This window comes from Bradyrhizobium quebecense (genome assembly GCF_013373795.3).
Lineage (GTDB): Bacteria > Pseudomonadota > Alphaproteobacteria > Rhizobiales > Xanthobacteraceae > Bradyrhizobium > Bradyrhizobium quebecense.
In genome coordinates, this window is the sequence record NZ_CP088022.1 from 5,984,941 (window position 1) to 6,004,514 (window position 19,574).

19 protein-coding genes and 1 pseudogene are annotated in these 19,574 nt (G+C 64.3%); 9 read left to right on the forward strand and 11 right to left on the reverse strand.

Features of this window, described 5'->3' with window-relative positions; translation table 11 throughout:
- Position 1: 1 nt before the first annotated feature.
- The 6 genes from HU230_RS28910 to urtA all read right to left on the reverse strand — a co-directional run bounded on the left by HU230_RS28910 (position 2) and on the right by urtA (position 6,642).
- Positions 2 to 838: an urease accessory protein UreD gene (locus HU230_RS28910; protein WP_176528887.1), complete on the reverse strand. Its 837-nt coding sequence runs from the start codon at positions 836 to 838 to the stop codon at positions 2 to 4.
- 50 nt (positions 839 to 888) lie between these two features.
- Positions 889 to 1,584 (reverse strand): urea ABC transporter ATP-binding subunit UrtE, encoded by a 696-nt coding sequence (urtE, locus tag HU230_RS28915; protein ID WP_092119000.1) that lies wholly within the window; start codon positions 1,582 to 1,584, stop codon positions 889 to 891.
- A gap of 3 nt (positions 1,585 to 1,587) precedes the next feature.
- Positions 1,588 to 2,349, reverse strand: coding sequence for an urea ABC transporter ATP-binding protein UrtD (gene urtD, locus HU230_RS28920; RefSeq protein WP_050405363.1), 762 nt, complete (start codon positions 2,347 to 2,349; stop codon positions 1,588 to 1,590).
- A gap of 4 nt (positions 2,350 to 2,353) precedes the next feature.
- On the reverse strand, positions 2,354 to 3,523 hold the full coding sequence (gene urtC, locus HU230_RS28925) for an urea ABC transporter permease subunit UrtC (protein WP_176528886.1): 1,170 nt from the start codon (positions 3,521 to 3,523) through the stop codon (positions 2,354 to 2,356).
- Entirely contained in the window at positions 3,520 to 5,115 is a 1,596-nt protein-coding gene (urtB, locus tag HU230_RS28930; RefSeq protein ID WP_176534820.1) for an urea ABC transporter permease subunit UrtB, read from the reverse strand. Before urtB ends, urtC begins: the two co-directional genes overlap by 4 nt.
- Before the next feature lie 198 nt (positions 5,116 to 5,313).
- Positions 5,314 to 6,642, reverse strand: coding sequence for an urea ABC transporter substrate-binding protein (gene urtA, locus HU230_RS28935; protein WP_092119009.1), 1,329 nt, complete (start codon positions 6,640 to 6,642; stop codon positions 5,314 to 5,316).
- A gap of 534 nt (positions 6,643 to 7,176) precedes the next feature.
- Here urtA and HU230_RS28940 point away from each other — a divergent pair.
- From HU230_RS28940 to HU230_RS28950, 3 genes are all read left to right on the forward strand, one after another.
- Positions 7,177 to 8,595 (forward strand): DEAD/DEAH box helicase, encoded by a 1,419-nt coding sequence (locus tag HU230_RS28940; protein ID WP_176528885.1) that lies wholly within the window; start codon positions 7,177 to 7,179, stop codon positions 8,593 to 8,595.
- Between the two features lie 24 nt (positions 8,596 to 8,619).
- Positions 8,620 to 8,913 (forward strand): translation initiation factor IF-1, encoded by a 294-nt coding sequence (infA, locus tag HU230_RS28945; protein WP_016842649.1) that lies wholly within the window; start codon positions 8,620 to 8,622, stop codon positions 8,911 to 8,913.
- A 268-nt stretch (positions 8,914 to 9,181) separates the two neighbouring features.
- Positions 9,182 to 9,394: a cold-shock protein gene (locus HU230_RS28950; RefSeq protein ID WP_016842648.1), complete on the forward strand. Its 213-nt coding sequence runs from the start codon at positions 9,182 to 9,184 to the stop codon at positions 9,392 to 9,394.
- 159 nt (positions 9,395 to 9,553) lie between these two features.
- Here the strand turns inward: HU230_RS28950 and HU230_RS28955 are convergent, their stop codons facing one another.
- From HU230_RS28955 to HU230_RS28975, 5 genes are all read right to left on the reverse strand, one after another.
- Positions 9,554 to 10,201, reverse strand: a complete 648-nt coding sequence (locus HU230_RS28955) for a TadE/TadG family type IV pilus assembly protein (protein ID WP_176528884.1) — start codon at positions 10,199 to 10,201, stop codon at positions 9,554 to 9,556.
- A complete protein-coding gene (locus HU230_RS28960; RefSeq protein WP_176528883.1) occupies positions 10,192 to 10,746 on the reverse strand; it encodes a TadE/TadG family type IV pilus assembly protein in 555 nt (184 codons plus the stop codon). The genes HU230_RS28955 and HU230_RS28960 overlap by 10 nt, the downstream gene beginning before the upstream one ends.
- A 171-nt stretch (positions 10,747 to 10,917) precedes the next feature.
- The gene (locus tag HU230_RS28965; protein ID WP_176528882.1) at positions 10,918 to 11,424 is read right to left on the reverse strand and encodes a pilus assembly protein N-terminal domain-containing protein; all 507 of its coding nucleotides are present in this window, start codon (positions 11,422 to 11,424) and stop codon (positions 10,918 to 10,920) included.
- Between the two features lie 268 nt (positions 11,425 to 11,692).
- Positions 11,693 to 13,138 (reverse strand): hypothetical protein, encoded by a 1,446-nt coding sequence (locus HU230_RS28970; RefSeq protein WP_176528881.1) that lies wholly within the window; start codon positions 13,136 to 13,138, stop codon positions 11,693 to 11,695.
- Between the two features lie 24 nt (positions 13,139 to 13,162).
- Positions 13,163 to 13,993 carry a sterol desaturase family protein gene (locus HU230_RS28975; RefSeq protein ID WP_176528880.1) on the reverse strand — a complete coding sequence of 277 codons (831 nt, stop codon included), beginning with the start codon at positions 13,991 to 13,993 and terminating at the stop codon, positions 13,163 to 13,165.
- Positions 13,994 to 14,271: 278 nt separating this feature from the next.
- Here HU230_RS28975 and HU230_RS28980 point away from each other — a divergent pair, with 278 nt between their 5' ends.
- The 6 genes and pseudogenes from HU230_RS28980 (at position 14,272) to HU230_RS29005 (ending at position 19,564) form a co-directional block, all read left to right on the forward strand.
- Positions 14,272 to 14,436: a Flp family type IVb pilin gene (locus HU230_RS28980; RefSeq protein WP_173643703.1), complete on the forward strand. Its 165-nt coding sequence runs from the start codon at positions 14,272 to 14,274 to the stop codon at positions 14,434 to 14,436.
- A 170-nt stretch (positions 14,437 to 14,606) separates the two neighbouring features.
- Positions 14,607 to 15,129 (forward strand): annotated as a pseudogene (locus tag HU230_RS28985) (A24 family peptidase).
- 127 nt (positions 15,130 to 15,256) lie between these two features.
- Complete coding sequence (gene cpaB / locus HU230_RS28990) at positions 15,257 to 16,051, forward strand: Flp pilus assembly protein CpaB (RefSeq protein ID WP_176528878.1); 795 nt, start codon at positions 15,257 to 15,259, stop codon at positions 16,049 to 16,051.
- Between the two features lie 2 nt (positions 16,052 to 16,053).
- Positions 16,054 to 17,538, forward strand: coding sequence for a type II and III secretion system protein family protein (locus HU230_RS28995; RefSeq protein ID WP_176528877.1), 1,485 nt, complete (start codon positions 16,054 to 16,056; stop codon positions 17,536 to 17,538).
- 8 nt (positions 17,539 to 17,546) lie between these two features.
- Complete coding sequence (locus tag HU230_RS29000; RefSeq protein ID WP_092119038.1) at positions 17,547 to 18,299, forward strand: CpaD family pilus assembly protein; 753 nt, start codon at positions 17,547 to 17,549, stop codon at positions 18,297 to 18,299.
- On the forward strand, positions 18,296 to 19,564 hold the full coding sequence (locus HU230_RS29005) for a CpaE/TadZ family protein (protein ID WP_176528876.1): 1,269 nt from the start codon (positions 18,296 to 18,298) through the stop codon (positions 19,562 to 19,564). The genes HU230_RS29000 and HU230_RS29005 overlap by 4 nt, the downstream gene beginning before the upstream one ends.
- The last annotated feature ends 10 nt before the right edge of the window (positions 19,565 to 19,574 follow it).

Consider the following 19,574-nt stretch of genomic DNA (forward strand, 5'->3'; position numbering starts at 1 on the left):
TCTAGTTCAGCCACAGCCGCGGCAGCGGGACTAAGGAGGCGCGGCCGAGCACCGCCATCATGTCGGCGCGCAACCGGGCCGCATCTTGGGCACAGAAGCGCGCCATTGCAAAGCCATTCCAGGCCGAGATACCGACTTCGCCGCCGAAGCTTTCGGACGCTTCGCGGATGCGCTCGACCAGCGCGTCGTCGCCCGGCACGATCAGCGCCGTACCGATCGCGCAGCCGCCCCCAGCGATCGCGGGCCTTGCCAGCTTGTCACCGATCTCGCCGTCGAGCCTGATCGTCTCGGCAAACACCAGCCGGCCGCCGCGGCGCATCCGCCAGCGGTCGACGAACTCGCCATGGCGCATGGTCTCGCCCATCGCGGCACGGCCGAACACCACGATCTCGCACAGCAAAAGCGAAGCGCCCTCGGCAAGGTCGATGTCGAAACCGCGATGAATGCGGGCACGGTCGAACAGGATGGTCTCCTGCGGCAGCCAGGAGAGATGCGCGCCATCAGCGACCTTCAGCGCGATATCGAGCCGCGCCGCCGCGCCCGGGGCGCGATAGACCTTTTCGGCGGCCGCCGTGGTCAGGGTCAGGCGGGCGCCCTGACCGGCCGCGATTGCGATGTCGAAGCGGTCGCCGCCGGCAATGCCGCCGGCGGTGTTGACGAACATGGCCGACAGGCCATGGTCCTCCGGCGACGGAAAACGGACGCGCAGCGAGCCCGATTCATGGAGATCACCGCGGCGGGTGACGCCATCCTTGCGATGCACGCCGAACCTGACAGCGCCCTGGGCGCGGTTTGCCGCAAACGTCGCCGCTGCCGCGCCTGCGATCCCGGTCCGCATTCCCCCGACGCTCCCTTGCGCGCGCCGCGCGAGGCGGCGTCACAGCCTGTTCACAACGCCATCTGGCGGCTGATCTCGGCGGGATCGAGGCTTGCGCGGTCGCAGGCATATTTCACCGCACCCCGGTCCATCACGGCAAAACTGTCGCCGAGTTCGCAGGCAAAGTCGAGATATTGTTCGACCAGCACGATGGCGATGTTGCCGAGGTTGCGCAGATAGGAAATGGCGCGGCCGATATCCTTGATGATCGAGGGCTGGATGCCCTCGGTCGGCTCGTCGAGCAGCAGGAGCTTTGGCCGCATCACCAGCGCGCGGCCGATCGCAAGCTGCTGCTGCTGGCCGCCGGAGAGATCGCCGCCGCGGCGGCCCAGCATGGTCTGCAGCACCGGAAACAGCGAGAACACGTCGTCGGGGATGTTGCGGTCCTCGCGCTTGAGCGGGCCGAAGCCGGTCTTGAGGTTTTCTTCCACCGTCAGCAACGGGAAGATCTCGCGGCCCTGCGGCACGAAGCCGATGCCGCGCCGCGCCCGCTCATAGGGCTTGAGCGCAGTGATGTCCTTGCCGTCGAAATTGATCGCGCCGGAGGCGATCGGATACTGGCCGACCATGGCGCGCAGCAGCGAGGTCTTGCCGACGCCGTTGCGGCCGAGCACGCAGGTGACCTTGCCCGGCTCGGCGGTCAGCGACACGCCGCGCAGCGCCTGCGCCGCGCCGTAATAAAGGTTGATGTTGTCGATCTTCAGCATCGCCTAGCGCCCCAGATACACTTCGACCACCCGCTCGTTCGACGACACCTGGTCGATCGAACCTTCGGCGAGCACCGTGCCTTCATGCAGGCAGGTCACCTTGACGCCGAGCTCGCGCACGAAGGTCATGTCGTGCTCGACCACCATGATGGTGTGGTTCTTGTTGATCTCTTTGAGCAGCTCCGCGGTCAGATGGGTCTCGACATCGGTCATGCCGGCGACCGGCTCGTCGACCAGCAGCACCTTGGGATCCTGCGCCAGCAGCATGCCGATCTCGAGCCACTGCTTCTGGCCGTGCGACAGGCTGCCGGCGAGGCGGTTGCGCGCATCGGTCAGGCGGATGGTCTCCAGTACCTTGTCGATCCGCTCGGACTCGGCCTTGCTGCCGCGCCAGAACAGCGTGCCGCGCACGGAATGATCGACATTGAGCGCGAGCAGCAGGTTGTCCTGCACGGTCTGGCTCTCGAACACCGTCGGCTTCTGGAACTTGCGGCCGATGCCGAGCTCGGCGATGCGGGTCTCGTCGAGCCGGGTCAGGTCGACGGTGCCGTCGAACAGCACGGTGCCCTCGTCCGGCTTAGTCTTGCCGGTGATGATGTCCATCATCGTGGTCTTGCCGGCGCCGTTCGGGCCGATGATGGCGCGCATTTCGCCGGGCGCGAGCGTCAGCGACAGATTGTTGATGGCGTGGAAGCCGTCGAACGAGACGTGCACGCCGTCGAGATAGAGCATGGCCGAAGTGGCGCGGGTATCCATGACGTTCATCTGCCTACTCCGCCAAGTTCGGTGCACCGACGCCGTCTTCGCGTGCGGCGCTTTCCTTGTCGGCCGCAAGGGCCGCGCTGCGCCGCGTCTCCCACCAGCTGTCGAAGGTGCCGACGATGCCCTTGGGCAACAGCAGCGTGACCAGGATGAACAGCGCGCCGAGCATGAACAGCCAGTACGGCGCGAGTGGTCCGGAGGTGAAGAACGTCTTGGCGTAATTGACCACGACGGCGCCGAGCGCGGCGCCGATCAGCGTGCCGCGGCCGCCGACCGCGACCCAGATCACCGCCTCGATCGAATTGCCGGGCGCGAACTCGCTCGGATTGATGATGCCGACCTGCGGCACGTAAAGCGCACCGGCGACGCCAGCCATGCAGGCCGACAGCGTGAACACGAACAGCTTGTAGGATTCGACGCGATAGCCGAGGAAGCGGGTGCGGCTTTCGGCATCGCGCACCGCGATCAAGACCTTGCCGAGCTTCGAGGTCACGATCGCGCGGCAGATCAGGAAGGCGATGATCAGCGCCAGGCAGCTCAGCAGGAACAGCGCGGCCCGGGTCCCTTCGGCCTGCACGTTGAAGCCGAGGATGTCCTTGAAGTCGGTCAGGCCGTTGTTGCCGCCAAAGCCGAAATCGTTACGGAAGAACGCCAGCAGCAGCGCATAGGTCATCGCCTGCGTGATGATCGACAGATACACGCCGGTGACCCGCGAGCGGAAGGCGAGCCAGCCGAAGCAGAAGGCAAGCAGGCCCGGCACCAGCAGCACCATCAACGCGGCAACCCAGAACTTGTCGAAGCCGTACCAGTACCAAGGCAGCTTGTCCCAGTTCAGGAACACCATGAAGTCGGGCAGGATCGGGTTGCCGTAGACGCCGCGGCTGCCGATCTGCCGCATCAGGTACATGCCCATCGCGTAGCCGCCGAGCGCGAAGAACGCGCCGTGGCCGAGCGAAAGGATGCCACAATAGCCCCAGATCAGATCGATCGAGAGCGCGAGGATGGCGTAACAGACATATTTGCCCCACAGCGCCACCAGATAGGTCGGCACCTGGAACATCGAGCCCTGCGGCAGCAGTAGGTTCGACAGCGGGATCAGCACGCCGACCGCGGCGACGAGCAGGACGAACGCGGTCGCGGCGCGGTCGAGCGAACGGGTCAGGATATGCGGCGTCATGCTTCCACCGCCCGGCCCTTGAGCGCGAACAGGCCGCGCGGCCGCTTCTGGATGAACAGGATGATCAGCACCAGGATCGCGATCTTGCCGAGCACCGCACCTGCCATCGGCTCGAGGAACTTGTTGGCGATGCCGAGCGTGAAGGCGCCGACCAGCGTGCCCCAGAGATTGCCGACGCCGCCGAACACCACGACCATGAATGAGTCGATGATGTAGCTCTGGCCGAGGTTCGGGCTGACATTGTCGATCTGCGACAGCGCCACGCCGGCAATGCCGGCGATTCCCGAGCCGAGGCCGAAGGTCAGCGCGTCGACGCGCGAGGTGGCGATCCCCATCGAGGCCGCCATGCGGCGGTTCTGCGTCACCGCGCGCATCTCGAGCCCGAGCGCGGTATAGCGCAGCATCGCGAGCAGGATGGCGAACACCGCGAGCGTGAAGCAGAGGATCCAAAGCCGGTTATAGGTGATGGTGATCTGGCCGAGCTCGAAGGCGCCGCTCATCCAGGAGGGGTTGCCGACCTCGCGGTTGGTCGGACCGAACGCGGTGCGCACCGCCTGCTGCAGCACCAGCGACAGGCCCCAGGTCGCGAGCAGCGTCTCCAGCGGACGGCCGTAGAGGAAGCGGATGATGGTGCGCTCGATCACGACGCCGATGAGGCCCGCGACCAGGAAGGCGAGCGGCACCGCGATCAGCAGCGAATAGTCGAACAGCGCGGGATAGCGGGTGCGGATCACCTCCTGCACCACGAAGGTGGTGTAGGCGCCAAGCATCACCATCTCGCCATGCGCCATGTTGATGACGCCCATCACGCCGAAGGTGATGGCAAGCCCGATCGCGGCGAGCAGCAGCACCGAGCCGAGCGACAGGCCGTACCAGGCGTTCTGCACCATCGACCACATCGCAAGATTGCTCTGGATCGAGGTGACCGCGTTAGCCGCCGCCTTGGCGACCAGCGGCGGCTGGTCGCCGAGCCCGGTAAGCAACGCCTGCGCCTCCTGGTCGCCGCGGGCCTTGACCACAGCAACGGCGTCGAGCTTGTCGCTGTCCGATGCATCCGGCTTGAACAGGATGATGGCGGCGCGTGCCTCGGCGAAGGCCTGCTTGATCGATTTGACGCTCTCCTTGGCGAGCGCCCCCTCCACCGTCGGCAGCAGATTCTCCTCGTGGCTCTTGAACACCGATTGCGCAGCGGCGAGCCGCTTGCCCGGATCCGGCGACAGCAGCGTCAGGCCGCCGAGCGCGGCCTCCACGGTGCGGCGCAGGCGGTTGTTGAGGCGAACGGCAGCGGCGCTGTCGGGCAGCTTGTCGACGGCCGCGCCGGTGGCGGCGTCGATGATCTTGCCGTCGGCCTGCGTGATGGAGACCTTCTTGCTGTCCGGATCGGCCGACAGCCGGCCGTCCTGCAGCGCGCCGATGATCGGCGAAGCGAGCGCATTGCCCGATGCGGCAACCTCGCCGATCGCGGCCTCGGTGTCGGAGAACTCGTCATTGGCGAATTTGGCGACCGAATCCTCGAACGGGCCGGCCAGCGCCGGCACAGCAAGGCAGCTCAGCAGCAGGATCGAGAGAAACAGAGTGCGAAAGCGATCAATACAAATAGCAAACACGTCAGTACCCCGGCAGGAGTGGAGGAGAAGGCGGCGAGCAATGCCGCCTTCTCCGGTTTTGGAAGGTTGTGTTGTGTCGTTGTTGAGGTCAGGTGTCTTGTTTGAGCATGATCTCCGCGCAAACGCGTTCCGCGTTTGTCGCGAGGGAAAACCGCTTCGCAATTCTCCCTATCAAGCTCTCAATCAGGAGCCCTGGCCGCCGCACTTGTTGGTCTTGGTGTTGTAGTTGCCGCACTTCTTGCCGACCCAATCGCCGATCAGGTCCTTGGAGCCCTCGAGCTCCTTCGACCAGGCGTCGCCGGCCACCAGGCCCGGAGTCTTCCAGACCACGTCGAACTGGCCGTTGCCCTTGATCTCGCCGATGAACACCGGCTTGGTGATGTGGTGGTTCGGCAGCATCTTCGAGGTGCCGCCGGTCAGGTTCGGCGCCTCGGTGCCGGGAAGCGCGTCGATCACCTTGTCCGGATCGGTCGACTTCACCTTCTCGACCGCCTTCACCCACATGTTGAAGCCGATGTAGTGCGCTTCCATGGGATCGTTGGTCACGCGCTTCGGATTCTTGGTGTAGGCCTGCCACTCCTTGATGAACTTCTCGTTCGCCGGGGTCTTGATCGACTCGAAGTAGTTCCAGGCGGCGAGATGGCCGAGCAGCGGCTTGGTGTCGATGCCGGCGAGCTCTTCTTCGCCGACCGAGAACGCGACCACCGGGATGTCGGTCGCCTTGATGCCCTGGTTGCCGAGCTCCTTGTAGAACGGAACGTTGGCGTCGCCGTTGATGGTGGAGACCACGGCGGTCTTCTTGCCGGCCGAGCCGAACTTCTTGATGTCGGCCACGATCGTCTGCCAGTCGGAGTGACCGAACGGCGTGTAGTTGATCATGATGTCGTCCTGGGCGACGCCTTTCGACTTCAGATAGGCCTCCAGGATCTTGTTGGTGGTGCGCGGATAGACGTAGTCGGTGCCGGCCAGCACCCAGCGCTTCACCTTTTCTTCCTTCATCAGATAGTCGACGGCGGGGATCGCCTGCTGGTTCGGCGCCGCGCCCGTGTAGAACACGTTGCGCTCGGATTCCTCGCCCTCATACTGCACCGGATAGAACAGGATGTTGTTGAGCTCCTTGAACACTGGCAGCACGGACTTGCGCGACACCGAGGTCCAGCAGCCGAACACGACCGCAACCTTGTCCTTGGTGATCAGCTCGCGGGCCTTCTCGGCAAACAGCGGCCAGTTCGATGCGGGGTCGACCACGACGGCCTCGAGCTTCTTGCCGAGTACGCCGCCCTTCTTGTTCTGCTCGTCGATCAGGAAAAGGATCGTGTCCTTCAGCGTGGTTTCGCTGATGGCCATGGTGCCCGACAGCGAGTGAAGAATACCAATCTTGATGGTGTCGTCGGCCGCTTGGGCGGGCGCGAACGGCGAGGACGCAGCCAGACCCAAAACCAGGCCGGCCGTCGCCGCTAGCGCGCGGCGGCGGGTCATCGTCGTTATTTTGTGAGTAAGCTGAGTAAGCATGAAATGTCGTCTCCCTGACGCAGGCGTGGAACGCTTGCGAACGGCCGCTTGGCCGCCTGCGGTTAAGGGAATCGCAAGAACTGTGCCACGGTGTGTGGGCACCGTAAGCCGATGAACCAACTGGATAATTTCATGAGTTCCGGGCAAATACGGAAAGCGGTTGCCCAATCATTGAGCCGTAAACTTGACTGCCGAAAGAGCAATCAGATTATTTTGTAGGCAAAATTACCTTCTTGGCTAAATTTCCGGCACCGATATTTGTGACAGTTTGCGCGATGGTTCGGCGCATTCCGCGCACCCATTCCGGCGATATCATCTTGAAACCGCCCAGTTCCTGGTCCATATCCTCGCCATGCCCGCGACATCGCGGTGCCTTCGCGAGCTGCGTGTTCAAGCCGCCCCAAGCGGCTTCTGGCTCGCCTTTCAGCTAACCCAGCTTGACGCCCCAGACACGCGGGTGTCCCCGAATGCTTTCATCCGATTCCGGCCGATACTGGCCGGGACGATGACGGCTTTTATGGAAAGAACCACCTTTTGACCTCCTTTCAGGATTTCGGCCTCGCCGATCCCATCGCCCGCGCGCTTCGAGAAGAAAACTATCTCACGCCGACCCCCATCCAAGCCCAGACCATCCCGCTCGCACTTGCCGGCCGCGACGTCGTCGGCATCGCCCAGACCGGAACCGGCAAGACCGCGTCCTTCGCGCTGCCGATCCTGCACCGGCTGCTCGAGAACCGCATCCGCCCGCAGCCCAAGAGCTGCCGCGTGCTGGTGCTCTCGCCGACCCGCGAACTGTCCGGGCAGATCCTCGACAGCTTCAACACCTATGGCCGCCACGTCCGGCTGTCCTCGACGCTCGCCATCGGCGGCGTGCCGATGGGCCGCCAGGTCCGTTCCCTGATGCAGGGCGTCGAGGTGCTGGTCGCCACCCCCGGCCGCCTGCTCGACCTCGTGCAGAGCAACGGGCTGAAGCTCAACCAGGTCGAATTCCTGGTGCTCGATGAAGCCGACCGCATGCTCGACATGGGCTTCATCAACGACATCCGCAAAATCGTCGCCAAGCTGCCGATCCGGCGGCAGACACTGTTCTTCTCGGCGACCATGCCCAAGGACATCGCCGAGCTCGCCGAGGCGATGCTGCGCGACCCGGCCCGCGTGGCGGTGACGCCGGTGGCCTCGACGGTGGATCGCATCGCCCAGCGCGCGATCCAGGTCGATTTCGCGGCCAAGCCGACGGTTCTCGCCCAGCTCCTGAAGCAGGAGCAGGTCAATCGTGCCCTGGTGTTTACCCGCACCAAGCACGGCGCCGACAAGGTGGTGAAGAGCCTTGCCAAGGCCGGCATCGAGGCCAATGCGATCCACGGCAACAAGTCGCAGAACCACCGCGAGCGCACGCTGGCGGCGTTCCGTACCGGCGAGATCCGCACGTTGGTGGCGACCGATATCGCCGCCCGCGGCATCGACGTCGACGGCATCAGCCATGTCGTGAACTTCGACCTGCCCAACATCCCGGAGACCTACGTCCACCGCATCGGCCGCACCGCGCGCGCCGGCGCCGACGGCATCGCGATCTCGCTGGTCGCCGGCGCCGAGGAGATGGGCTATCTGCGCGATATCGAGCGGCTGATCCGGATTACCGTGCCGCGGGAAGACCGCCGCACGCAGGGCAGCCGCGAGGCCGCCGCGCCCGCACCGGCGACCCACCCCCACCGTGGCGGCCGCTCTGCGCCGCGCGCGCATAATGTCCGTGGGAATGAGCCGGCTCCAAGTGCAAAAGGCCCTCGCCGCCGCCGCCGCCGGGGTGGTAATAATGGCGCGCCGCAGACGAGCCGGGGCGAGTCGCCGCGTCCGTCGCAGGCCGGCAACAGCGAAGGCATTCAGGGCGTCGCCTTCTTGCACCGCGAGAGCCGGCCGAATCCGCAACCCAACCGCAACAACCGACCGAAGCACTAGCCGTCGCTCGATCTGGAGAAACATATGGCTAAGGAAGAGCTGATCCAGTTCGAAGGACTGGTGACCGAAATCCTCCCCGACGCTCGTTACCGGGTGCAACTCGATGCCGGACACGAGATCGTCGCCTACACTGCCGGCAAGATGAAGAAAAACCGCATCAAGACGCTGGCCGGCGACCGCGTCACGATCGAAATGTCGCCCTACGATCTCGAAAAGGGCCGCCTGATTTTCCGGCACAAGGACGAACGTCCGAGTGGCGCACCCGGCGGTCCGCCGCGGGGCGGAGCACAGCGCGGCGGCCAGTTCCGCCGCCGATAGGTTGGGCATTGCAACCGTTGCGCGCATGATGTCCTGATGTCCTGCGCAACAAATGGCCGGCGGCTGCGCCGGCCAAAAAATCGCGCACGTCAGGATTGTTTTGAGCCCTTCTATCGAATAATATCCTACCCATCGATTTTCGGCCGGACGACATTAGCCAATACCGGTACAGCCGGTTCAGACGCTGACGACCCTTCCAAAAATTCGATCTCACCACCCCGCCGACAAGCGGGTCTTGAACTTGTATATCTGAGAAGGGACTACCCACGTGAGCATGGGAACCGTGAAGTGGTTTAACGCGACCAAGGGCTACGGCTTCATCCAGCCGGATGAAGGCGGGAACGACGTGTTCGTGCACATCAGTGCAGTCGAGCGCGCCGGCCTTGGCACTCTGCGTGAAGGCCAGAAGATCTCCTACGAGATCGTTGCTGACCGCCGTTCCGGCAAATCCTCGGCCGACAATCTGCGCGCCGCTGGATAAGCCGATTTCCCGGGAGCGCGAAGCTCCAGGAAATTGCCGTCAAAGCATCAAGGGCCGCACCTTCGGGTGCGGCCCTTTTTGTCTGGATTGCGTCTCTGGCAGCGCGACGTTGAGCATTTTCTTCACGCAAACCGGGTGTCCACTTCGCTCGAAAACGCCCTAGTAAGTCGAGCAGGTCGTCGGCATGGTGGCGGACGTCGGGGCATAGAACACGCAAACTGACTGCCGCGGCCGCGTAAAGGCAACGTCGCTGAGATTGATGCCGGCCTTGGCCATCACATACCCGATCGTCGGAACGTATTTGTAGCTCACTTCGCTGAAGATCAGATAGGTGCCAGCAACCAGCAGCGCCGACGGAACGATGCTTGTCACGATGTCACCCTGATTGCGGGTCGAGGCCGTCAGCGTGGCCTGCGTGGCGCCCGAGGCGATCGTCCCCGCCTTGCTCCACTGTATGTGCGCGATGTTGGAATTATCGACGTAGATCTCCGACAACGTGACCTTGGTCGGCGACGCATCGTAGGGCGTCATGATGCCGACGCTGGCGCTGAAGAAGTTTTGCAGGTCCGCATCCACCACCTGCGTCGCCTGCGAGGTGAGATCTGACGCGGCGCGCGCCATCAGTGTGACCTTGCGGTCGACCGCCACACCGGATGAAAATTCGACGGTGCCGAAGAACATCACCAGCATCAGCGGCATGACAAAGGCAAACTCGACGGCTGCGAGGCCCCGGCGGTCATGCGCGAGAGCAGCAACCGAGCGCAGCAAGGCCGCAGACAGGGTTTTCACGACCTTGCTCATGAGCATGTGGTCCCAGCCGTTCCGGACGGCTCGTTCTTGAATGTCGCGGTCGCGATCAGGAGCCGCTTGCCATTGGGAAGGTTCGAGGCGTTGAAGCCCAGCTGGGTGACAAACAGCTGCCATTGATAGAACAGCCGGACCACCACGACGTCGCCGTCCTTGCCGGGACACCATTTCACCTGGGTGGGATCGGTGATCGGCGTGATGTTGACGCTGCTAAAGCCTGTCGCAGACGGATAGCTGCGGACGTCGACATAGATGCCGTTGGTGCAGTCGAACAGCGCATTGGTCTGGCCACAGACGTAGCTCTTGAACTGCGCTTGGGTATAGCTTGCGCCCTGGGCCTGTCCGGTCATGATGAAGCGAGACGAGTCCTGCGTCACCGTCTCGAGCACCTGGCTCGCAAAGAAGATCATTGCCACTTCGATGATCGCAAAGAGCAGCCCGAAAAACAGCGGCGCGACCAGCGCGAATTCGACCGCGGTCACACCACTGCGGTTACGGCGAAAGCGACGGAGGAGGCGTGCAAGACAATGAGCGGGCAACGGCATCAACGACCCCGGATCAACATGGTGGCAACAACTACCCAAGAGTCATTGTCGAAGTATTTCGCCGGATCGAGACAGAGCGACCCGATCCGTTAGGCCTTTATTAAGCATGTCGGACGAGCCGCCTGCGATCGACCAAGGCCCCGGCGTGTGAAGCGCCCGAGCGGACGCACGTCAGTTCTGCGGCTTCGCGGCGCCGCCCGAACCGGAGGCCTGATTGTTGAGCGTACCGGCCTGTTCCATCGTCGTCTTGAAATAGGCGTCGCCGTCGCCGAGGGTGATGCGGCGCTGACAAACCGGCATGCAGCTATAGGTCTCGCGATCGATGCCGCGATAGACGGTGACCAACTGATCGGACGGACCTTCGACCTGGATCTGGCGATCCACCAGAACCTGGCCGGAGCGGTCGAGTGCGATGAAATTGGTCGCGCCATAACCCTTGCCGGTCACCACGACAACCCCGCCATTCTGCAGGGTGACGTCGGCGATCAGGGGATTACCGACCACGATCGTGGCGATGCCGCCGGGCAGCCTGACGAGCTTGGCCTGATCGACATTGACCGCGATCCGGTCGGGATCCGGCGCTGCCGTTGCGAGTGCTGGCCCCAGCAGCATGGCTGCGGCCATCGAGATGAAGCCAATGCGCGTGACGGCGCGAATACGCTGGGACTGAAACGACATACTCTACCCCGGGACGTTAACTGGCCGGCAAAGACGATACGCTGCGGACCGGCGCCCGACGCTGGCAAATCTGACGGCAATTCATTTAGGAAGAGCAAAGATCGACCGCCGAATTGCGCGGATGTCGCGACTTCCCGAGCGGACCGGCCAACCGTCCGGTACCTCGCGCAGGACTATCCGGTCGCCGATCCCGTCGTCCTGCCATTGGGCGGGAAGCGGTGCGCTTATGGCAATCTTAGGAGTCTCCAAAGCAGTGGCTGCGGCGGCTTCAACTGGCGGCGCGGACGTGGACGACCACGCGCTCATCGGCGTAGAGGCGCTGCCATCCTCCGATGTGATCCAGCAATCTGGACGCCGGCGTGGTCGGATCGAGCATCACCGCATCGATGTCATGGGTCGCGAGCAGATTGAGGAAACCGTTGACGTCCTTGAGCTGAAGCGCGCGGGCCAAGCTCATGCCGAACGCCTCGCCGTAGAGTTCGGCACGCCCGTCGATGAAAACAGGCATCTGGCGCCAGATCAGGTAGCCGCCGAACTGCAGATCGTTGAGCACGCGCCTGACGTTGTGCACCTTCATCGCGTCGACGGCGGCAACCGGCGAATAGGTCGGCGGTGGCGATATGACCTGGCGCGCGGCAACGAGTGCGGTCCACGCGCAAAGCCCGACGATAAGGATCGCGGCCGGAGCAACTCTCGGGCGGACGGGGCTAGCGGCACGCAGCCCGAACTGGGTGGCGACCGGCGTCAGCACGGCCAGCGGCAGCAGCAGGGCGAGCAGCTCGAGATTTCTGACATGGGACAGCGCCATATGCAGCAGGCCCAGCACCAGGATGATTCGCGGCAGCGGCAACCTCGCCCCGCAATAAAGCGCAGCGCCGAGCAGGCCGAGGATCGATAGTCCAAACGGGTCGATCTCGCCGAACGTCGCCGGCCTCCACTCCGCGATGAGATGCAACAATTCACCGAGGCCGAGAATCCTGAGCGAGGCGAGGATCGAGCCCCAGCCATAGGGGGTCACGCAGCACGCAGCCAGTGCGCCGATGCCGAACGCCCCCCAGCGCAGCGCCAGCGCCAGCCTCTGGGCCGGCAAGGCATTCCACATCGCATCGAGCGCAAATGCGCCGGCCAGGACCAAACCGAACAGGAAGCCGCCGTGCAGATTGGCCCACAGCGCGATCAGCGGCAGCAGCCAGAACGAGGGCGCCTTGCGGCCTTCGCTGGCGGTCATCAGGCCGTTCGCCCAGACGATCATAATGGGCATAGCCAGCACATGCGGACGGGCCAGCAGGTGCCCGCAGGTCAGAACCAGCGCCGCGAGGGCGATCAGGCTCGCGTAGACCGCCGGCAGCGCGCGGCTGAGGATGGCGGTGAGCAGCGCGAAGCTGGCAGCGGCACAGGCGGCGGCCAGCGCCGCCGGACCGGTCCACCCGGCGAGGTCATAGGCCTTCGCGAACAGAACCTGCGACAGCCAGGACGACGACACCCACGGCTCACCGGCCTTGGTGAAGGAATAGATGTCGACGGACGGCAGCGTGCGATGGTCGAGGATCCAGCGGCCGACGGCAATCTGCCAGTAGGTGTCGGAATCGGCGAGCAGCCTGTCGCCGACGAACAGCAGCAGCGCATAAACGCCGCACGCCATCCAGAACCAGGCCGGAAGCTCGGCGAACACGGAGGTTTTCGCGCGCGGGAAGGTCGCGGTCTCAGCGCTCATGATCGCACCGGCCGGCTGGCGGCGTCATTGCCGGAACGGATAGGCCAACTGTCCGCCGATCTCGGACGGCACGCCCTGCTCGGCATCGACGCCGTAATCTTCCGGAAGCTTGCCTTCGGGCATCCGGAACGTTCCGAACAGAATATCCCAGAGCGGAAACGTGCCAGCGAAATTGGTGTCGCCGCCTTCCTCGAGCCCGGTGTGATGCCAGCGGTGAAACACCGGCGTCGCGATCACGTATTTGAACGGGCCGAGCGTCCAGTTCAGGTTGGCGTGCACGAATGCCGAATGGAAGGTGGTGAACGGGCCGACCCACAGCATGATGTTCGGCGAGATGCCCGCCATCAGCAGGATCACATCGACAGTGATCGTGCCGATCAGAAGATTGACCGGATGGAAGCGTGCCGCCGAGATCCATTCAAGATCCTCGGAGGAGTGATGAATGGCGTGGTACTTCCAGAAGCCGCCGCCATGGAACATCCGATGCAGCCAGTACAGCATGAAATCGGAGGCGACGAGGAAGATAATGGACTGCAACCAGAGCGGAAGCTGCGCCAGAGGGCCATGTCCATTCTCGTAGAACGCGATCAGATCGTCGGCGTCGTGAACGTTGAACACCACGGCTGCGCCCACCACCAGGAGCCCGATCCGCAGCACGCGGGCGAGCACCGGCACGAAGAACCAGTAGCAGATGTCGGTGACCAGCTCACGCTTCTGCCACCACGGCTTGCCGGGATTGCAGGCCCAGAAATGAGTGAGCACCGTGAAGAACAGCGCCAGCGCGATCGTGATCGGCACCACCTTCATCATCGTCTGGCCGATCATCTCGATGACTTCAAAGGGAAGGCTGGGCATGACGGCCTCATCTGACGGAAGCCCCATGGGTATAGATGTGCGCTTAAGGAGCCGTGAACAGGTGCCGACAGCGGGCCCCGGCAACAATCTGCAATCTTAGCGGACCGCTTAATTCCAAATTTACTGTGCGCAACAACTGCGGGTTCCCGCTGTGTTTATACGATCAAATTAACTGCGCCGAAATTGTCGAACCGTAGGGTGCCGCAATGGTCACGGTGCTGAGAACGCCGGCGAGACCAAACCTAGTTCGACCAGCCACGTGTACACAGGAGTTACTTATGAAGAACCTCGTCTCGCGCTTCGTGAAGGATGAGTCGGGCGCGACCGCCATCGAATACGGCCTGATCGCCACCGGTATCGCGATCGCGATCATCGCTGCAGTCAACGGCGTCGGCACCAAGCTCTCGGGCACCTTCAACACGGTCGCCAGCTCGCTGAAGTAATCCGGTTCCCAGGAACTCGCATCAAAGGTCCCGGCACCCCCGGGACCTTTGCTATTTGGCGCACCGGCCGTCGGCGCCTTGATGGCGACCACGGCGGCCTTTCCCGATTGTTCACCATTGGCCGCTAGCGTCGGGTCTCGACCGCAGCTCCAGCTTGACGGCATGAATCCATGATCCTCGACATCGCACGTTTGATGCTGTTTCCGGCCCTGATGGCCTTCGCGGCGGCGAGCGATCTCTTGACCATGACGATCCCGAACCGGATCTCGCTGGCGCTGGCGGCCGGCTTCTTCGTCCTGGCGCCGCTGACCGGGATGGACGTGCACGAGATCCTCAGCCATGCCGGCGCGGGCGCGCTGGTTCTGGTGGTGGCATTCGGCATGTTTGCGATGGGCTGGGTCGGTGGCGGAGACGCCAAGGTCGCGGCCGCGGCCGGCCTGTGGTTCGGGTTCGAGCATCTGCTCCCCTATCTGGTCTTCGCATCGCTGTTCGGCGGCGCGCTGACGGTGCTGCTGCTGCAGCTCCGGCAATGGCCGCTACCCTACGCGCTCGCGAACCAGGCCTGGCTCAGCCGCCTGCACGACAAGCAGACCGGAATTCCCTACGGCATCGCACTCGCCCTCGGCCCTGCTGATCTATCCCGAGACGGACTGGATCAAGACGATCGATCTCGCGCACTTCGCCATGCGCTGAGAAAGCAGCGGTAACCGCCCGTTAAGGCGATATAGATACGCCTCATTAACCATGCTTTGACGAATAGCTGGTCAACTCCCATCACGGCGGCGGCAGCGTCGCGGCGTCATGTGGAAAGTGAAGCGTAATGGATAAGGCCCGCATTCTGGTCCTGGCAATCGCAGGCTGCGCCGGCCTTGCGGCGCTCTATTTGGCGAGCGGAAGCGACGACAAGCCGGCGCCGGCTCCGCCGGTCGCGCAGCTGCCCACCGTCGACATCCTGGTCGCGAAAACCGACATCGGCCTCGGCCAGGCCGTGAAGCCCGAAGATTTGCAATGGCAGACCTGGCCGGCGGCAACCGCCAGCGCCAGCTTCATGCGCAGGGACAGCAACGCCGAAGCGATCAAGGACGTGACCGGCTCGATCGCGCGCGCCCCGTTCATCCAGGGCGAACCGATTCGCGAGCAGAAGCTCGTCAAGGCCGACGGCAGCGGCTTCATGGCTGCGATCCTGCCGACCGGCATGCGGGCGGTATCGACCGAAATCTCACCCGAGACCGGCGCCGGCGGCTTCATCCTGCCGAATGACCGGGTCGACGTCCTGCTGTCGAAGCGGGACAAGAATCCGGACCGCAGCGGCGCCGACATCGTCAACTCCGAGGTGATCCTGACCAACGTTCGCGTGCTCGCGATCGACCAGGCACCGAAGGAAAAGGACGGCACCAACGCGCTGATCGGCAAGACGGTGACGCTGGAGCTGAAACCCGAACAGACCGAGACGCTGGCGCGCGCGCGCCAGAGCGGCGTCCTGTCGCTGGCGCTGCGCAGCATCGCCGACAACAACGCGCCCGAAACCAGGACCGACGACAACCGGCAGAGGCGTGGTGACACGATCAACGTCATCCGCTTTGGCGTTGCCAACCAGGCGACGATGCAGAAGTGACCATGAGGACACACGTGATGAAGGGCGGGGCAACTCAACGGACGATGCGGGCCTTCATGGTCCGCGCATTGTCGTTCTCGGCCGTCGCGGCGCTCACGCTCAATCCGGCGCTGACACCGGTGGTGGCGAGCGATTACCGCACCGCGCCAGCCCCTGCCGCATCGACCGATGGCGGCCAGATGAATGCCCGCTTCCTCTCGCTCGGCGTCGGCAAATCGATCGTGATCGACCTGCCCAGGGACATCAAGGACGTGCTGGTCGCCGATCCCAAGATCGCCAATGCCGTGGTTCGCTCGGCGCAACGCGCCTACATCATCGGCGCGACGGTCGGCCAGACCAACATCGTGTTCTTCGACGCCGCCGGCCAGCAGATCGCGGCCTATGACATCGCGGTCAAGCGCGATCTCAACGGCGTGCGCGCCGCGCTGCGCGCGGCACTGCCGAATTCCGATATCCAGATCGAGGGCGTCGGCGACGGCGTGATGCTGAGCGGAAGCGCAGCGAGCCCGATCGACGCGCAGCAGGCCGGCGAGATCGCCACGCGGCTGGTCGGCGGCCCCGACAAGGTCGTGAACTCGATCACGGTTCGCGGCCGCGACCAGGTGATGCTGAAGGTCACGGTTGCCGAAGTCTCGCGCAGCCTGATCAAGCAGCTCGGCATCGACCTCACCGCGAACCTCAACTACGGCACGACCGTGGTAAAATTCGCCAACAGCAACCCGTTCACCGCTAACAGCTCACCGCTCGTGGCGGGCAACGCGCTCACCACATCGTTCGGATCGTCGGTGTCGGCGACGATCCGCGCCATGGAAAGCGCCGGCGTCGTGCGGACGCTCGCCGAACCGAACCTGACCGCGATATCAGGCGAATCGGCGACCTTCATCTCGGGCGGCGAGTTTCCAATTCCGACCGGCGTGACCTGTCAGACCTCGTCGACGGGCGCGATCGGGAATTGCGTCCAGACCGTCAGCTTCAAGAAATTCGGCATTTCGCTCAACTTCACGCCGGTGGTGCTGACCGAGGGGCGCATCAGTCTGCGGGTGATGACGGAAGTGTCGGAAGTCTCGACCGAGAACGCGCTGACCGGCGGCGCGGGTGGAACGACGATCCCTTCGATCAAGACCCGCCGCGCCGAGACCACGCTGGAAATTCCCTCGGGCGGCTCGATGGCCATGGCCGGCCTGATCCAGGACCAGACCAAGCAGGCGATCAACGGCCTTCCCGGGCTGGCGTCGCTGCCCGTGCTCGGCACGCTGTTCCGCAGCCGCGACTTCGTCAACAACCAGACCGAGCTGATGGTTCTGGTGACGCCCTATGTCGTTCGCGCCGTGGCGCAGAAGGACCTGTCGCGTCCGGATGACGGCTTTGCAAACGCGTCCGATCCGCAGGCCGACCTGCTCGGCAGCATCAACCGCGTCTACGGTGTGCCTGGCCGCACCGAGCCGGCGCGGAATTACCGCGGCACCTACGGCTTCATTACCGACTGAGGCGGACGATGACACAGACCACACCCAGAACATCCGCCGATTACAAGCGCACCGCCGGTCTCGCCGGAGCGCTCGTCGGCCTTGCCATGACGCTCGGCGCCTGCCAGCACGCCGCCGACAACAGTTTCGCGATGGCAGACTCGCCGGCCGACTATCGCCAGCGTCACCCGATCGCGGTGACCGAGGCGGATCGCTCGATCGTGGTCTTCGTCGGCCGCAGTCGCGGCGGCCTGACCGCCGAGCAGCGCGCAGAGGTGATGGGAATGGCGCAGGACTGGATGCGTGAGGGCACCGGCGCCGTCACCATCGACGTTCCCGCCGACACGCCGAACGCCCGGCCCGCGCAGGAATCGTTGCGCGAGATCCAGGCGACCTTCGCCGCCGCCGGCGTGCCGCCGCGCGGGATCCTCGTGCGCAAGTACCATCCCGAGAATCCGCGCCTGATGCCTGCGATCCGCGTGAACTATCCAAAGATGAAAGCGGAGGCCGGACCGTGCGGCCTGTGGCCGGAAGATCTCGGCCCGTCGATGCACAACGGTTCCTACATCCAGAACAAGCAATACTACAATTTCGGCTGCGCCAATCAGCGCAACCTCGCAGCCATGGTCGAAGACCCGACTGACCTCGTGCAGCCACGCGCGGAGACCCCTGCCTACACGTCGCGCCGCAATATCGCCTTCGACAAGTATCGCAAGGGCACCACCACCGCCACGACGTATCCCGAGTCCGACAGGGCCAAGCTAAGCGACACAGGAAAATGATCACCTACGCGCAGCAAAACTCCGAAGAGCAGACGGACGCCCCGCCGCAGGCCGTGGACGACCATATTGCTCCGGCGCCACGGGTCTCGGTCCAGGCGTTCTGCGAGACGGTCGAGACCGCTGCCGCCGTACAGTCGGCGGGCGAGGATCGCCGGCTGGCCAAGGCCCATCTCAAGATCCAGATGGGCGGCATGGCGGCTGCCATCGAGGCCTACCGCTCGGCGCCGACGCCCAATGTCATCATTCTCGAGACCGAGGGCCGCAGCGACATCCTGGCCGGGCTCGACCAGCTCGCCACGGTGTGCGACGCCGGCACAAGGGTGGTCGTGATCGGCCGGGTCAACGACGTCACGCTGTATCGCGAGCTGGTCCGCCGCGGCGTCAGCGACTACGTGATCGCACCGGCCCATGCGATCGACGTGGTGCGCGCGGTCTGCAACCTGTTCTCGGCGCCGGAAGCCAAGGCGGTCGGCCGCGTCGTCGCCGTCGTCGGTGCGAAGGGCGGCGTCGGCGCCTCGACGATCGCCCACAATATCGCCTGGGCGATCGCCCGCGATCTGGCGCTGGATTCCGTAGTGGCCGATCTCGACCTTGCATTCGGCACCGCCGGCCTCAACTACAACCAGGATCCGGCGCAAGGCATCGCGGATGCGGTGTTCTCGCCGGACCGCGTCGATACCGCCTTCGTCGACCGCCTGCTGTCGAAATGCACCGACCATCTGAGCCTGCTGGCGGCGCCGGCCACGCTCGACAAGGTCTACGATTTCGGCGCCGAAGCGTTTGATGCGATCTTCGACACACTGCGCACCACGATGCCCTGCATCGTGCTCGACGTGCCGCACCAATGGTCCGGCTGGACCAAGCGCGCGCTGATCGCGGCCGACGACATCCTGATCGTGGCGGCGCCCGACCTCGCCAACCTGCGCAACGCCAAGAACATGTTCGACCTGCTGAAGGCGTCCAGGCCGAATGACCGCGCGCCGCTGTACTGCCTGAACCAGGTCGGCGTGCCGAAGCGGCCGGAGATCGCGGCGGGCGAATTCGCCAAGGCGATCGAAAGCCCGCCGATTGCCGCCATCCCGTTCGATCCGCAGATCTTCGGTTCGGCCGCCAACAACGGCCAGATGATCGCGGAAATCTCCGCCAATCACCGCGCAGTCGAGATGTTTCTACAGATGGCGCAGCGGCTGACAGGCCGCGGCGAAACCAAGAAGCCGAGGGGGTCCTTCCTGTCGCCCCTGCTCGAAAAGCTGCGGTCCAAATAGTGGTCCGCGT

Bases quoted from the DNA above. Each gene is read 5' to 3' on its own strand.
- HU230_RS29000 (WP_092119038.1), top strand. From the start codon at position 17,547: ATGACACAGACCACACCCAGAACATCCGCCGATTACAAGCGCACCGCC.
- HU230_RS28970 (WP_176528881.1), bottom strand. From the start codon at position 13,138: ATGAGCGCTGAGACCGCGACCTTCCCGCGCGCGAAAACCTCCGTGTTC.
- HU230_RS28910 (WP_176528887.1), bottom strand. From the start codon at position 838: ATGCGGACCGGGATCGCAGGCGCGGCAGCGGCGACGTTTGCGGCAAAC.
- HU230_RS28980 (WP_173643703.1), top strand. From the start codon at position 14,272: ATGAAGAACCTCGTCTCGCGCTTCGTGAAGGATGAGTCGGGCGCGACC.
- urtA (WP_092119009.1), bottom strand. From the start codon at position 6,642: ATGCTTACTCAGCTTACTCACAAAATAACGACGATGACCCGCCGCCGC.
- HU230_RS28955 (WP_176528884.1), bottom strand. From the start codon at position 10,201: ATGCTCATGAGCAAGGTCGTGAAAACCCTGTCTGCGGCCTTGCTGCGC.
- infA (WP_016842649.1), top strand. From the start codon at position 8,620: ATGGCTAAGGAAGAGCTGATCCAGTTCGAAGGACTGGTGACCGAAATC.
- HU230_RS28995 (WP_176528877.1), top strand. From the start codon at position 16,054: ATGAGGACACACGTGATGAAGGGCGGGGCAACTCAACGGACGATGCGG.
- urtC (WP_176528886.1), bottom strand. From the start codon at position 3,523: ATGACGCCGCATATCCTGACCCGTTCGCTCGACCGCGCCGCGACCGCG.
- HU230_RS28960 (WP_176528883.1), bottom strand. From the start codon at position 10,746: ATGCCGTTGCCCGCTCATTGTCTTGCACGCCTCCTCCGTCGCTTTCGC.
- cpaB (WP_176528878.1), top strand. From the start codon at position 15,257: ATGGATAAGGCCCGCATTCTGGTCCTGGCAATCGCAGGCTGCGCCGGC.
- urtD (WP_050405363.1), bottom strand. From the start codon at position 2,349: ATGAACGTCATGGATACCCGCGCCACTTCGGCCATGCTCTATCTCGAC.
- HU230_RS28965 (WP_176528882.1), bottom strand. From the start codon at position 11,424: ATGTCGTTTCAGTCCCAGCGTATTCGCGCCGTCACGCGCATTGGCTTC.
- HU230_RS28975 (WP_176528880.1), bottom strand. From the start codon at position 13,993: ATGCCCAGCCTTCCCTTTGAAGTCATCGAGATGATCGGCCAGACGATG.
- HU230_RS29005 (WP_176528876.1), top strand. From the start codon at position 18,296: ATGATCACCTACGCGCAGCAAAACTCCGAAGAGCAGACGGACGCCCCG.
- urtE (WP_092119000.1), bottom strand. From the start codon at position 1,584: ATGCTGAAGATCGACAACATCAACCTTTATTACGGCGCGGCGCAGGCG.